Source organism: Acetobacter malorum, from assembly GCF_002153605.1.
In the GTDB taxonomy this organism is placed as follows: domain Bacteria; phylum Pseudomonadota; class Alphaproteobacteria; order Acetobacterales; family Acetobacteraceae; genus Acetobacter; species Acetobacter malorum_A.
The window spans coordinates 1-13,688 of record NZ_JOPG01000014.1 but is presented as its reverse complement, the minus strand read 5'-3'; the positions used below and the strand labels follow the sequence as shown (position 1 = coordinate 13,688).

The following is a 13,688-nucleotide window of genomic DNA, read 5'->3' as shown; positions in this document are numbered from 1 at the left end:
AAGCCGGGCTTCTCACCCGGCTTTTTCTTTTTAGAAATCAGCCTGCGCGCTGATGGAAAAAGACCGTGGCGCACCAAGCATCACCTCACTCGGGTAGCTGGTGTCCGCCCACTGGATGAAGTGCTTGTTGCCAATATTATCGATGCGGCCATAGACCGTAATGTTCTTATAGGCATGCCAGCCTGCAAAAACATTGACCAGCGCATAGTCTTTCAGAGACAGGGTATTCGCGTAATCCCCTTTCCGTGCCGAGACGTATCGCATCCCCGCCCCCAGATCGAGCGGCAGATCCCCCACACGGGACCAGATGGCCCACAGATTGGCCGTAACCGCAGGCACATCCGGCACCTGATTGCCCGATGCATCCACTGAGGCGCTGGGATGAAAAGACCCGTAACGGGAATAAGTGTACGCGACGTTGCCCGACAGGCTCCAGTGCCGGTTAAGGGTCAGGTCCCCCTGCCACTCCACCCCGCGAGATTTCTGCACACCTGCAGTCGCTACCGTATCCGGCCCGGTGGAAACCAGCATGCGGGTGCGGCGAATATCATACAGCGCCAGAGTGGTAGTAAAGCGTCCGTCCCACAGGCTGGCCTTCACGCCAATTTCGCCCTGCCTTGAATGGCTCAGCCGGGTAAACTGCCCACGGTTGGCCAGAAACAGGTTAGACCCCGGCGGGTCTTCCCCCGTCGTATAAACACCATACACGCTGACGTTTTTCGTAATATCGAACACCGGCCCGATACGGAAATTATCCGGGTTATAATGGCCTTTAAAGCTGGTCGCTGCGTTAAACTGCCCGGCCTGCGTATAATTCTGCCGGTCGAGCGAGAGCCAGTCATACCGGAACCCGCCCACAAGCCGCAGATTATCCCGAACGGTCAGAACATCTTCCAGAAACACCCCCGCCTGCACCATGGTGGTGGGAGATTTCATGAAGGGATATTCCCCGGCAAAAGACCCAAGCGGCGTGGCCTCCGGGCTGGTGAGAGACACACTGTCCGCATAATCCGCAGACGGAAAGCCACGGTTCCGGATAAAGCGCAGATAATAGGCATCCCCACCCAGCACAAAACGGTTCTTCATACCGAAGAGCGAAAAATCAAACTGCGCGTGCAGCGTATCCCCCACCTGATGCTGGTTTTGATACACATAAAACCGGTCGCGCCCGATGCGCCCCGGCGCAAGGGCATTACCTGCGCTATCCGTACTGCCGGGACTGCTGAGATAGCTCAGGCTTTCCGCATTGTTCCAGCGCCGTTTGGAATAAATGAAGTAGCTGCTGTTATGAAACAGAACATGGCTGTTCATCCGCCAGTCCAGATGCAAAGTCGGTGTGGCGTTGACAGACCCGGCCTTGCCATCCCGCACATTATAATACCGCCACATAGAAGCACGGGTAATGCCCAGGCCTTTGCTGGAACTCAGCAGGCCGCCCACGCGCCCGCCCGTCTGGGAAAGGTCCACCAGCGGTGTGCCATAATAGGTTGAAAGCCGGTCCGTCAGATAATCCATGCTCAGCCGTGCCGTGAATTTTGAGGTCGGCTTCCAGAGCAAAGTCGTGGTGAAATCATCCGAGTGCGGATCAGCCCCTTTTACAAACCCGTCGGAAGAAATGCGACTGAAGTCCGTGCGTAACGCCAGCGTTTGCGTAATGGGCACGGAACCACCCACGCCCGCATTCCATGTATTAAAACTGCCATAGGAGACCAGCGCATTCGCATGGGGGCCATCAAAAGTCGGGGTTCTGGAACGCATGTCCACTGTGCCGCCCACAGCCCCCTGCCCATACAGCACGGAGGACGGGCCTTTAAGCACCTGCACGCTTTCCAGATTGAAACTGTTCTGGGGCCGGTTGACCATCGTGGTCGGGCCAAAATACTGGCCGTCATGCAACACCAGAATCTGGTTCCCGGTAAAGCCGCGCATCATCAGCTGCGCCGGACTGCCCGGAGACCCACCGGATGATACACCGGGGGCGCTGTCCGCTGCTGCCTCGGCCTGTGCGTAGCCGCGCTGCATCATCAGGTCATGAGACACTACATTGATGGTGCCCGGTGTATGCTGGATGGACAGACCGAGCTTCCCGCCTACGGCTGGCACAGCCTGAAGCGGCGCAGTCTTGCCATAAGCCGTAATATATTCCGGGCCGGCAGCGTGCAGGACTGCGGCAGAGCTTTCCGGCTGAGACCTTTTGGATTTCTTTAAAGGTCTGGCATGAGGATTTCCCGATTCATCGGGCGTTGCCGCATAGACTGCGGAAACAGGATTCAGGCCCAGCAAAAGACTGAGCGCGTAAGAGAGTGGACGCACGGGGTTCGCTCCAAAAAACGTCACCGCGGTGGAAGCACTGAGCAAACCGTGCCTCGCCGCCACATCACCCCGTATGGCAGCTCCGTCCGTGACTTTCGGGCAATGGCAGGTCTCCTGGCTTGCTGGTCATCGGATCTTGCAGCAGCCTTCCCCCCCATGCCCGGCACGGGGAGTGGCATGAATGCCGCTCGTCCTCTCAGCTTACAGTTGCGGGGGCAGCATCGGCTTCAACCGATTTCCCTCTTAGCCCTCCGGCGGCAGACACAGCCAGAAGGCACCATAGCTGCGTGCAGCCTAAACATGCTCCGCAAAAACTTGTCAACGAACGTGGGGCTGCACGTAGCCTGAAAACGGCCCGCAAGCCACGGCCTCAGCGAGGCCCTGTGATGCCGGCTGTTGCGAAAAACCGGGTTTGCGTACACTCTGCCCGCATCAGTCAACAGCCCCGCGCAAGCGGGTTAAAAGGGAAGACCGGAGGCCGTTTTGCACGGCTCAGTCGGTCGCTGCTCCCGCAACTGTAGGCGGTCTATCTGGGCTTTTTCTGCCATGCGGCAGGCCACTGGTGAACAACCGGGAAGGTGAGGCTCAGACGCATATCCGCGAGCCAGGAGACCTGCTGTTGTCGTTCAAGACCGTGCCGCCGGGCGGGATGTACCGGAAGGCAGGAGTGTAACACCGTGAGACCGTTCTCACCCTTATCCCTTTCCGGCTTGCCCCGGCCATACCGCACTGCCGAGGCTTATCATCCGGCTTTTGCCAGACTGCTGCGCGCATGCCCGCCTCGTACCCATGCCCTGCAGGCCGCCCGTCTGGCTCTGCTCCCGCCCCCGGAGCAGGAAGACAGTATTGCGCGTAATGGCCACGCTCTTTTCCTGAAACTCATGCCCCGCCTGCCCGCAACCCACCGGGAACGCGGGGCCATGCTGGAAGAGGCTTTTCGCCCCCTTCTGCTAACCGCCACGGACTCTCTTGAAACCATGCCCACACTCACACTGGACATGGAGCCCGATGCCGCGCAACGCATTGTGGAGGCCTATGTGGCCGTGCATTGGGCCCGTGGCGCACAGGCCGCCGCCATGAGCCTGTATAACGCTCCAGCATGAAGGCGCTCCGCAGGGCGCTCTATCTGACGCACAGATGGCTCGGCCTCGGCATGGGCCTGCTTATGGCAGGCTGGTGCGCCTCCGGCATTGTCATGCTCTGGCACACGTGGCCGCAGCCGGATGCACGCGCCCTCGCCGCTGTTCCGGCAGAACTCCACTGGCCCGCCTCCATTCCGAACTTACGCGATCTGGACAAAGACAAACGCTTTCAGGCGTTTCAGATCAGCATGGTCGGTCAGGAACCCGTTCTGACGCTTACGCCCGAAGACGGACCGCCTTTTGCGCTCGACCTGCGCACTGGGCATGCTGGTCGCATCCCCCCGGAAGACGCCGCCTCCAGCGCCAGCCGCTACGCCCGCGCCACAGGCGCACAAGGCCAGCCAGTATTTGACGGCCTCACCACGGATGACCAGTGGGTTCTGGATACCCACGGGCGAGAAAACGGGTTTTATCGTTTTCTTTTCCCTGATGCCAACCACATACAGGTTTACGTTTCCTCTCTGACAGGCGAGGTCATGCAGGCCACAACCCGCACAACCCGTTTATGGGCGTGGGCTGGCGCTATCCCGCACTGGCTTTATCCGGCAGTGCTGCGCAGACATCCCGCTCTCTGGCAACAGGTCGTGATTGTGCTGTCTGGCACAGGTGTTTTTCTGACGATCACCGGGCTGTGGATTGGCGTTCTGCGGCTCCGGCGCGGCTCCCGCTTCACGCCTTACCGGGGGTGGCACTGTGTCCACCATATCAGCGGGACAGTGTTTGGCTTGCTGGCTTTGCTGTGGGTAACAACCGGATTGCTCACCATGTCCCCCGGCGGCCTGTTTCACAGCAACCCGGATGTGGTCAGTCCGTTGCGCGTCACTGGCAGCGTGACCGGCGCAGAACTTCAGGCTCTGCTTTCCCGGCTTAGCGACGCAGCCCCTAGCGGCTGGACCGGTGTGAAAAGTGCCTTGGTGAGCGGGCATGCTTTCCTGCACGTCATGCAGGCTTCCGGCGCTCAAAGGCTGGACGGAACATTAACCCCGGCTCCTTTGAGCAAAGAGCAGCTTGCCCACCTCCTACTCCCCAAAGGCCTGATCAGAAACGCCGAAAGTCTAACTTTTCTCCCCAGCGGAGACGCCTATTACTTCGACCGCCCGACGCATAAACGGCACTTCCCTGTCTGGCGCGCGCAGGCTGTGGACGGCACTTTGATCTATCTGGATGCGCAGTCCGGCGCTGTGCAGGCCATGCTGGACCAGCCTGCACGGCAGTCGCGCTGGCTGGTTTACGGCTTTCACGATCTCGATTTCTGGCCATGGTTGCGGGAGGCCCCCACACATTGGAGCATCGCCTTGCCGCTCCTGAGTGGCGTGCTCTGCGTGTTTCTGTCAGGCGTCCTTATCGGCATGCGCCGTATCCGGCTGATGCGCCGCAAGCGGTGTTGAAGAGCTGGCAGACCAGCCTGATGCAGGCCTTCAACCGCCTTTACTGCGTCACAACAAACTCAAGCTGATAAAATGCCTGATCTGCTGAGCGTTTTTGCGCCTGCACCTGAATGGTTTCATCCTGCGGTTGCAGGCAGTTCACCAGATACACCGTGTCGGCTCCCGCCCCGTGATTGGTATAGGCGAGATGATACAAGCCTTTTTTTAAACGACCCGGCACAGAAAACTGAAGGGCAATAACCCCTTCCCCACCTTTGATCGCCGGGAGTGTGGGAAAACTGGCTGAGTTTACCAGCAAGGACACCGGCTTTCCATTCAGCGTAACACGCAGAGAATGGGCTATCCGGGCCGCATAGGCCTGCTGTTCCTCCGCAGAAATCACGCCATCCCCGTTCCGGTCAATCTGGGGGATCACACGGTCTGCCACATCCACGCCGGGTGTCAGACGCAAACGGAGTGTCACGCCCTCCCGCGCCAGATCCACCGTGGTGGCCTGCAAATATTCATCCAGCCGGTGGGCCGAGGCCGGATGCACCCCGGTCAGACCCATCAGCCCGCCAATAAGTGCTGTTTTGCGGATTATCCTACACACACTCATTTGACGGTAAACCGGCTGCCGTAACTGTTAGTCGGGTCCCGATAGACCGTATGCACATGCAATGTCGGGTCACCCCCCACACCCTGCGGGGAAAACTCAATAACCAGATGCGGCCCCTGAATACGGTAATAGGAAGAGCCATTGCGGTCGGGTGCATGGGTGGTCGGGCCGCTCCACGCAAACCATGTCTCGTTCAGGTCGCTCTCAATTTCTTTCAGACGCGGCGCGGCATAAACCGGATTGATAATCCCGGCCCATTCACGGATGACATCCAGCAGCAGCGCCTTCTGTGCGGGCGTCATGGCCGAGCCTTTCAGCCCTTCCGGCACAATGGTTTCCCCGTCATGCCCCGGCCCCATCACCAGATCCTCCACCTTGTAAGGCAGAATGGCCTGTTTGCGCTGGGCCGGTGTCAGGGCGTCCAGCAGGGCAAAAGCCTTGTCATTCTCACCCGCCAGAACACGCACGGTCTTGCCACCCGCCTGATACACCGCAGGCTGCGCGCCCGTCAGCGTAGGCGTCATCACGCCATGTGCGCCATCAATCACAATATTCAGGCCCAGATGATGGCCGCCAAACTGCACCATCCACGGCGTTGTCGCACTCGGCTCCCCAAAAATAGCGATGGTGTAAACCGCTTTCCCGGAGGCGAAATTGGTGCCGGCATCCGTCAAAGCCTGATCCGACCCCATAATGTCCTGCACTTTCTGAAACCCCTTCTCGCTAAGGAGTGTTTTCAGAAGCGTCATGGCAGCAGCACGCTGCGGCTCCGTCAGACTACCCATCTGGCGACCGGGGCGCGGTACGTCGCTGACCGGAAAGTTGGACCACATGGCCTTGCCATATTGCTCACCAAGAAAACCGCCCGGCGGCCCCATCCCCGGCCCGCGTGCTACGGGAGCGTTGGCATTGGCGCTTGTTACTGGTTCAGCCGGTCCACCGGGTGTCGTGCGGCGGAACCGCGCCAGCACAGCAGATTTTTGCGCCACAAACGGAAACTGCACCGTCGCTTTGCCCTGCGCGTCGAACGTGGCGAGAAACGCCTGTGCCGCCGCAACGCCCTTTTGTGTCTGCTGCACAGGCCCCTCCTCCTCAGTGGAAGCTGCAACGGCTGGTTGCATCATCTGACCCGCGAGAGACGGTGCAGCCAGAAGTAATCCTGCCGCCACAACAAAAGTCTTTTGCATAAAACGCACTCCGCGCCCGCAGCCGGGCAATTTTAACATCTCTTCTGTGCAGCACAGACTGCCTCCCAATTCTGGCGGGAGCAAGGTGCTTCCCCTATGGTCTGTCAGGCGTAGAGTTCAGTCTCTTAACAGCAGGAGCTTTCCATGCCTTTCCGTGCTTCTCTGAAGCCTGTTCTGGCCCACCGGACACAAACACTGTGTCTGGCTGCGGCTGTTCTGGCGGTCTCCGCCCCCCTCCTTTGCCCAACAAACGCCCACGCTACCAGTTGTGCAGATCTGGCCCGGCAGGCATTGCCCGAGACCACCTTTACAAGCGTGCAGACGGTGGAGGCCGGGCAATGGCACGCACCCCAGACTCAGCTGACGCGCATTATGTCCGCACCGGGCATGAATGTGGCAGGCAAACCCACACGCGGCAGCACACCCGCTTTCTGTCGGGTTGCCGCAACGCTGCATCCCTCCTCTGACTCCGCCATCCGTATTGAAGTCTGGATGCCGCTGAAAGGCTGGAATGGTCGCTTTCTGGGGGTTGGGAATTTCGGCTGGGCTGGCTCCCTGATGTATCAGGGCATGGAAACCGGCGTGAGCGAAGGCTATGCCGTAGCCAGCACAGATACCGGGCATGACGACAGCACGCCGGACGGACAAGGCGGTCGCTTTACCCTTGGCCACCCGGAAAAAATGGTAGATTACGCCTACCGCGCCGACCACCTGATGACCACCACAGCCAAAACTCTCATCCACAGTTTTTACGGCCAGAACGCCAGCCATTCTTACTGGATTGGCTGCTCACTGGGCGGACTGGAAGGGCTGATTGAAGCCAAACGCTTCCCCGAGGATTATGACGGCATTGTTGTGGGTGCCCCGCCCAACCCCATTGTAAATTTCAATGCCGAGCAGCTCTGGGCCGGGTGGATGAGCTACCATAATCCCGCCCTGCGTGTGCCGCGCGAGAAATTCCAGCTTTTGAACAAGGCTGTGATGAACGCCTGCGCGACGCCCGTTGGCAAAAAGCAGGGGTTTCTGGATGAACCAGACGCCTGCCATTTTGAACCTAAAGACCTGCTTTGTAAGGGCGCGGATACCTCCAGCTGCCTGACGGCGTCCGAAGTGCAGTCCGCCGAACAGATTTATCAGGGTCCGGTCAACCCGCGCAGGCATCAGGTGATTTTCCCGGGGCCAGCCAAAGGCAGCGAGGGTGGTTTTTCAGCCGATGGCAAAGCCTTTCCGGTCGCCCTTGATCTTTTCAAATACGCAGCCTTCCAGAACCCGAACTGGGACTGGACGACCCTGAACTGGGACACCGACATTGCCAAGGCCACACAGACCGTTGGCCCCCTGCTGCATGTGGATGACAACCTGACGCCGTTCTTCCAGCACGGTGGGAAACTGCTGATGTATATTGGCTGGAATGACGGCCACAACCCGGAACAGCTGGCTGAGTATTATCAGGCTGTGATGAAAAATGCTGGCGGCAGCGCAAAGGATGCCATGCGTCTGATCACCATCCCCGGCATGGGCCACTGTTATGGCGGCGCAGGGTGTGATACGTTCAGCAAGCTGGGTGCGATTGATAACTGGGTCAGCCACCAGACCGCCCCGGACAAACTGATTGCCGCCCGCGTGGAAGACGGCAAAATCACCCGCACCCGCCCGCTCTGCGCCTGGCCCGCTGTTGCCCGCTATGACGGTAAAGGCAGCATGGAAGGTGCGGCGAGTTTTGCGTGTGTGGTGCCGGTAAAAGCACACTGACATCCAATGCCAAAAACAGTTCAGGCTGACCCAGCCTTTAAAAGGTCAGCCTGAAAAACACCCTGCCCCCTAAGGACTGTTTCCCCAACAGTCCTTAGTGATGCGGTTCCTCATGCACCATATCCAGATCAGCAAAGCGTGTGTATTCGCCTTCAAAGAACAGATGCACGACGCCAGTGGGGCCGTGACGCTGTTTTTCCAGAATGAGTTCGGCCTTGTTATGCACAAGGCTCATTTTACGCTGCCAGTCATCAAGAGCCGCTGAATATTTCTCCATGGAATCAAACGCTGTTTCCTTGGGCATACGCTGCTGGAGATAATACTCGTCTCGATACACAAACATCACGGAATCCGCGTCCTGCTCAATCGAGCCGGATTCACGCAAATCCGAGAGCATCGGGCGTTTGTCTTCACGGCTTTCTACCTGACGGGAGAGCTGGGACAGTGCGATTACCGGCACTTCCAGTTCCTTCGCAATTGCCTTCAGCCCCTGTGTAATCATGGAAATTTCCAGAACGCGGCTTTCCGGGCGCGTGCCAACGGAGGGCCGCATCAGCTGGAGGTAATCGACCACCACAAGGCTTAGTCCACGCGTCCGCTTCAAACGGCGGCAACGGGTTCGCATGGCAGAGAGCGAGATAGCCGGCGTATCGTCAATGACCAGTGGCAGGCGGGAGAGTTCACGGCTCACGCGCACAAAGCGGTCAAACTCTTTCTGGCCAATGTCACCACGACGGATTTTTTCACCGGACACTTCCGCCTGCTCGGACAGAATACGAGTGGCCAGCTGTTCCGCCGACATTTCCAGCGAGAAAATAGCGACGGTGCCGGTCGGTTCGACACCCGGCCCTTTTTCTTCCGCCTCAATCATCAGCGCACGGGCCGCGGAGAAGGCAATTTTGGTGGCCAGTGCGGTTTTACCCATTGCCGGACGACCGGCCAGAATCATCAGATCCGACGGGTGCAGACCACCGGTTTTCTTATCAAGGTCGCGCAGGCCGGAGGTCAGGCCGGACACATGCCCTTCCCGCCGGAAGGCCAGTTCGGCTGTTTTAATGGCGTCGGTCAGGGCGCGGTCAAACACCACAAAGCCGCCGTCCTGTCCTTTTTCCGTGGCCAGACGGAACAGCGCCTCTTCCCCCGCGGCAATCTGATCCGGGCCGGAAAGGTCGGAGATTGTGCCGAACGCGCTGTTCACCACGTTCTCGCCAATATCAATCAACTGGCGACGGATCCACGCATCATGAATGGCGCGGCCATAATCCCCGGCGTTGATAATACCAACCATGGAAGTCAGCAGTTTGGCCAGATAGGCCATGCCGCCAACGTCATTCAGGATACCGGAATTTTCCAGCTCCGCCCGCAGGGTCACGGGGTCTGCCAGCTGGCCGTTTTCAATCCGGCGGGCAATCGCATCATAAATGCGGCCATTCACCTGATTGGCAAAATGCGCGCCGGTCAGAAAGTCCGAAACGCGGTCATACGCCCGGTTGTTTGTCAGCAGCGCGCCCAGAAGGGCCTGCTCTGCTTCAAGGTTGGCAGGAGGATGGCGAAGGGAGAGCGACAGAAGTGTTTCTTCTTCCTGCCGCGCGGGTTGGGTCTGGGTCATGCTCACGCCATTTGTTCTATCAGGTCCTGAAGCACACGTCTCCCGGCATCACCGGCAAGACGCATACGCCCCCGCTGCATGCGGGAGATGGCCTGACCGCAGTCAGACCAGAATATCACGCTTTAAACGTCCTAAAGCTGGGGACGCGCAGCCTGTGTGGCCAGCTTTGCCGCCTGATCCAGCGAATCAAACGCGGTGATGATGTGGTAGAGCGAGCTGGTCGGAATTTTTGTGACCGCAGGCGCACCCGCCGCATCCAGCTGGTCTACCCATGTGCCCACCGGGCAACCGGTAAAATAGTGATCCAGCAGATTTCCCGCCAGACGCACCGCCATACCGCGGCTGTCCTGCTTATCCTGGCTCAGCACACCCCGCAGGGCTTCCCCCTGCACCCACAAGCGGGAGCCGCCCCGCAGAACCGTGCCATCCCGCTTCAGCACATCCCGCACCCGGCCCGTTTCCGGCACCATGCCAAAACGGGTAGCAAAGCTGGCAAGCCGCATAGCGGGTTCGGACGTATCAACGCCCGTCAGGCGGCTATATTCGCCCAGCAGCCAGACCCATTCAAAATGGTGCCCCGGCTCGACCCATTGCCCGGCCTCACCGGGAGCAAGCTGCCAATCCTTTGTAAAGAACTCACCCAGCGTGCCCGTTACAGGCTCAAAAAAGCGCGTGCGGAACAGCCGGTAGAGCGTATGCGCCAGAGCAAGATCAGGCTCATGCTTTGTGGTGCCATACAGCGCCAGCACGGCTTCCAGCAGATGCATGTGCGGGTTCTGCTGCCGCGCTGCGCCGTCATCCGGCAGGCAGTTCAGAAAGCCACCTTCTGCTGTGGCCATATTTTTCTGAATCCAGACCAGTGTTTCCCGCGCCAGTGTTTCAGCCCGCCCCGAGCCTTCCAGCCGCCCGTACCAGGCCAGCGCGAACACTACAAAAGCGAGGTCATACAGGTCTGCGGTGTTGTCCTTCACACCGCCTTCCCGCGTGAGGTTCCGCACCCAGCCGCCATCTTCACGCCGCGCATGCAGCATGAAGCGGAAAATACCGTGGGCGCGGGACACCCCTTCTTCCCACCCCTGCAGTGCCGCCCAGGAGAACGCAAACAACTGCCGCGCCTGCACGCGCACCCGCTTGAACGGCGGCAGAGCAGGCTCTCCCTCCAGCGTCAGAGATTCCTGTGCGCCCAGCAAGGCCAGATCATGCGGCGTCCCGTCGCATCCTGTTGTGGCCCAGAAAGGCAGAGCCTTCTGGAACAGCCAGTCAGAAAACCGGTCCCGCACAGCCACCAGCGGCAGCGGTGCGCCATCTGTCTGCGCGTCGGTCAGAGGGTTGGGAGGAAGTGTGCGACTCATGATCCCTGAATCCGTCCAATCGTAGCCGTTGTGGAATGCCCTGCGGCCAGAGTGGCCAGCACGAGCCGCCCGCCATTGCTCTGCACAATATCTGCTCCCACAACCTGCTCCGGTTTATAATCCGCCCCTTTAATCAGCACATCTGGCATCAGTGCGCGAATGGTTTCCAGTGGTGTGTCCTCATCAAAGGACACCACGGCATCCACGTAGCGGATGGCGGCCATCACGCGAGCACGGGAGTCCAGAGAATTCACAGGCCGCGTCGGGCCTTTCAGGCGGCTGACGCTGGCATCTGTATTGAGGGCCACTACCAACCGGTCACACGCAGCTCGGGCTTCCGCCAGCAGGCCGACATGGCCGGGGTGAATGATGTCAAAGCAGCCATTGGTAAAGCCAACCTTCAACCCCTGCGCCTGCCAGCGCTGCACCTGCGCACAGGCTGCGGAGAGCGGGAGCAGATGCGGAATGTCATCCGGGCCGGACTGTTCCTCCAGCTCGTGCTGCACTTCCTGAATATCCGCCGTAGCCGTACCGAGCTTGCCCACCACAACGCCCGCTGCCGCATTGGCGACGCGCATGGCCTGCTCGAACGACATGCCGGAGCCAACGCCCAGCGCCATGGTCGCGATGACGGTATCCCCCGCGCCGGAGACATCGAACACTTCCCGCGCACGGGCTGGCACGGACAACACCGGGCCATCCCGTCGGACCAGCATCATCCCTTTTTCCGACCGCGTGGCGAGAATGGCGGAGGCATCGGCCTGCGCCATCACGGTACGCGCCGCCAGTTCCGCCTCTGCTTCTGTCCCCACCGGCATGCCGGAGGCCAGAGCGAGTTCCTTCGCGTTCGGCGTGATACAGGTCGCCCCGCGATACTGGGTGTAATCCGCCGTCTTGGGGTCCACAAACACCGGGATGCCCCGCGCGCGGGCCATGGTGAAGATATGTGTCAGCACGGTAGGGCTGCATACGCCCTTGCCATAGTCGGACACCACAACGGCCTGAACCTGATCAATCTGTGCATCAATCGCGCGGCACAGCGCCTCGGCCTCTTCCGGCTGGAGCGGAGCGCGGCTTTCCTCATCCGCACGGACCACCTGCTGATGCACGGCAATAAACCGCGTCTTGCAAATGGTAGGCCGCGCAGGCGAACAGACGGTGGCATCTACCACGCGGGGCTGACTAACAAGAGCCTGCCGCAGCACCCCTCCGGCTTCATCCTGCCCGACCAGCCCGACCAGAATGGCGCGCCCACCCAGAGAAATGACGTTATTGGCGACGTTCCCTGCCCCGCCCGGCATTTCCCGCCGGGAGTCCAGCAGAAGCACCGGCACTGGCGCTTCTGGCGAGATCCGCTCCATGGTTCCGTAAAGGAACCTGTCCAGCATCACGTCCCCCAGGCAGAGGACCGAAACTGAAGAAAAATCCATCCCCGTCAGCCTCCGAAGGTCTGCACAAAATCGGCCAGACCAGTCTGCCGCCGCGTCAGCAGCCGTCCGGCAGTCAGCACGGCGCGGGCTTCAAAAATCGCGCGGTCGAGTTCCGTATTGACCACTACATGGTCAAACTCCCGCCAATGGGAAATTTCATCCCGTGCGGCAGCCATCCGGCGGGCAATCTCATCCGGGTGGTCGGAGGCGCGGGAATGGAGGCGGCGTTCCAGCTCTGCCAGAGAGGGCGGCAGCACAAACAGGCTGACCACATCATCCGGCAGCGCCTTGCGAATCTGCTGGTGGCCCTGCCAGTCGATATCAAACACCATATCGTGCCCGGCGTTCAGCGCCTCTTCCACCGGGGCGCGCGGGGTGCCGTAGCCCCGGCCAAACACAATGGCCCATTCCAGCAGCTCGCCATTGGCGGCCATCTCTTCAAACTGCTCCATCGTGCGGAAGTGATAATGCACACCTTCCTTCTCACCGGGGCGCGGCTGCCGTGTGGTGACGGACACAGAATGGCGCAGCTTGGGTTCAGACGCCCGCAACGCGTTGGCAATGGTCGATTTCCCTGCGCCCGACGGCGCGGAAATAACAAAACACACCCCCCGACGTTTGATGCCCTTACCCTGTTCAGACGCTGCGTTCGACATACCGCCGTTCCACCCTATTCCGTGTTCTCAACTCACCACCCACCCTGCGTCTCTGCCACAAGCGCCGTCTGGGTGCCATAATGGGAAGATCTTCTAACAGTCTCGGGTTAAGAGGGCGACATGAAACACGATACCGTTCTGATTACCGGCGCGTCATCCGGGCTGGGGCGCTCGCTGGCTCTGACGCTGGCCCGGCCCGGCCGCAGGCTCTTTCTGGGTGGACGCAATGGTGACCGCCTGACCGACACGGCCCGCCAGTGC

11 protein-coding genes and 2 riboswitches are annotated in these 13,688 nt (G+C 60.0%); of the genes, 4 read left to right on the top strand and 7 right to left on the bottom strand.

Annotated elements, in window-relative coordinates:
• Positions 1-30: 30 nt before the first annotated feature.
• Positions 31-2,313 carry a TonB-dependent receptor gene (locus tag HK23_RS06950; protein WP_256940102.1) on the bottom strand — a complete coding sequence of 761 codons (2,283 nt, stop codon included), beginning with the start codon at positions 2,311-2,313 and terminating at the stop codon, positions 31-33.
• An 87-nt stretch (positions 2,314-2,400) separates the two neighbouring features.
• Positions 2,401-2,610, bottom strand: a riboswitch (cobalamin riboswitch).
• 126 nt (positions 2,611-2,736) lie between these two features.
• Positions 2,737-2,948: riboswitch (cobalamin riboswitch) on the top strand.
• 42 nt (positions 2,949-2,990) lie between these two features.
• On the opposite strand from HK23_RS06950, the gene HK23_RS06945 reads away from it, so the two are divergent.
• Together HK23_RS06945 and HK23_RS06940 are read left to right on the top strand one after the other, a co-directional pair.
• Positions 2,991-3,416, top strand: coding sequence for a hypothetical protein (locus HK23_RS06945; protein WP_086653420.1), 426 nt, complete (start codon positions 2,991-2,993; stop codon positions 3,414-3,416).
• Entirely contained in the window at positions 3,413-4,843 is a 1,431-nt protein-coding gene (locus HK23_RS06940) for a PepSY domain-containing protein (RefSeq protein ID WP_086653419.1), read from the top strand. Before HK23_RS06945 ends, HK23_RS06940 begins: the two co-directional genes overlap by 4 nt.
• A gap of 40 nt (positions 4,844-4,883) precedes the next feature.
• Here HK23_RS06940 and HK23_RS06935 read toward each other — a convergent pair whose 3' ends face one another.
• Together HK23_RS06935 and HK23_RS06930 are read right to left on the bottom strand one after the other, a co-directional pair.
• Complete coding sequence (locus tag HK23_RS06935) at positions 4,884-5,441, bottom strand: hypothetical protein (protein WP_086653418.1); 558 nt, start codon at positions 5,439-5,441, stop codon at positions 4,884-4,886.
• Positions 5,438-6,565, bottom strand: coding sequence for a DUF3500 domain-containing protein (locus tag HK23_RS06930; protein ID WP_373270314.1), 1,128 nt, complete (start codon positions 6,563-6,565; stop codon positions 5,438-5,440). The genes HK23_RS06935 and HK23_RS06930 overlap by 4 nt, the downstream gene beginning before the upstream one ends.
• 207 nt (positions 6,566-6,772) lie before the next feature.
• On the opposite strand from HK23_RS06930, the gene HK23_RS06925 reads away from it, so the two are divergent.
• Positions 6,773-8,380 carry a tannase/feruloyl esterase family alpha/beta hydrolase gene (locus HK23_RS06925; RefSeq protein ID WP_086653417.1) on the top strand — a complete coding sequence of 536 codons (1,608 nt, stop codon included), beginning with the start codon at positions 6,773-6,775 and terminating at the stop codon, positions 8,378-8,380.
• Between the two features lie 94 nt (positions 8,381-8,474).
• On the opposite strand, the gene HK23_RS06920 is transcribed toward HK23_RS06925, so the two are convergent.
• The 4 genes from HK23_RS06920 to gmk all read right to left on the bottom strand — a co-directional run bounded on the left by HK23_RS06920 (position 8,475) and on the right by gmk (position 13,427).
• On the bottom strand, positions 8,475-9,989 hold the full coding sequence (locus tag HK23_RS06920; protein ID WP_086653416.1) for a replicative DNA helicase: 1,515 nt from the start codon (positions 9,987-9,989) through the stop codon (positions 8,475-8,477).
• Between the two features lie 131 nt (positions 9,990-10,120).
• Positions 10,121-11,341, bottom strand: coding sequence for an AGE family epimerase/isomerase (locus tag HK23_RS06915; protein WP_086653415.1), 1,221 nt, complete (start codon positions 11,339-11,341; stop codon positions 10,121-10,123).
• Complete coding sequence (rfaE1, locus tag HK23_RS06910) at positions 11,338-12,771, bottom strand: D-glycero-beta-D-manno-heptose-7-phosphate kinase (protein WP_086653414.1); 1,434 nt, start codon at positions 12,769-12,771, stop codon at positions 11,338-11,340. Before rfaE1 ends, HK23_RS06915 begins: the two co-directional genes overlap by 4 nt.
• A 5-nt stretch (positions 12,772-12,776) precedes the next feature.
• Complete coding sequence (gene gmk / locus HK23_RS06905; protein ID WP_063907936.1) at positions 12,777-13,427, bottom strand: guanylate kinase; 651 nt, start codon at positions 13,425-13,427, stop codon at positions 12,777-12,779.
• Between the two features lie 120 nt (positions 13,428-13,547).
• On the opposite strand from gmk, the gene HK23_RS14270 reads away from it, so the two are divergent.
• Positions 13,548-13,688: SDR family NAD(P)-dependent oxidoreductase (locus HK23_RS14270; protein ID WP_143217506.1), on the top strand; the 141-nt coding region annotated here is incomplete at its 3' end.

What these genes read in the sequence shown, in the direction of transcription:
- HK23_RS06940 (WP_086653419.1), top strand. Translation starts at nt 3,413, where the DNA reads ATGAAGGCGCTCCGCAGGGCGCTCTATCTGACGCACAGATGGCTCGGC.
- HK23_RS06935 (WP_086653418.1), bottom strand. Translation starts at nt 5,441, where the DNA reads ATGAGTGTGTGTAGGATAATCCGCAAAACAGCACTTATTGGCGGGCTG.
- HK23_RS06930 (WP_373270314.1), bottom strand. Translation starts at nt 6,565, where the DNA reads ATGATGCAACCAGCCGTTGCAGCTTCCACTGAGGAGGAGGGGCCTGTG.
- HK23_RS06925 (WP_086653417.1), top strand. Translation starts at nt 6,773, where the DNA reads ATGCCTTTCCGTGCTTCTCTGAAGCCTGTTCTGGCCCACCGGACACAA.
- HK23_RS06920 (WP_086653416.1), bottom strand. Translation starts at nt 9,989, where the DNA reads ATGACCCAGACCCAACCCGCGCGGCAGGAAGAAGAAACACTTCTGTCG.
- HK23_RS06915 (WP_086653415.1), bottom strand. Translation starts at nt 11,341, where the DNA reads ATGAGTCGCACACTTCCTCCCAACCCTCTGACCGACGCGCAGACAGAT.
- rfaE1 (WP_086653414.1), bottom strand. Translation starts at nt 12,771, where the DNA reads ATGGATTTTTCTTCAGTTTCGGTCCTCTGCCTGGGGGACGTGATGCTG.
- gmk (WP_063907936.1), bottom strand. Translation starts at nt 13,427, where the DNA reads ATGTCGAACGCAGCGTCTGAACAGGGTAAGGGCATCAAACGTCGGGGG.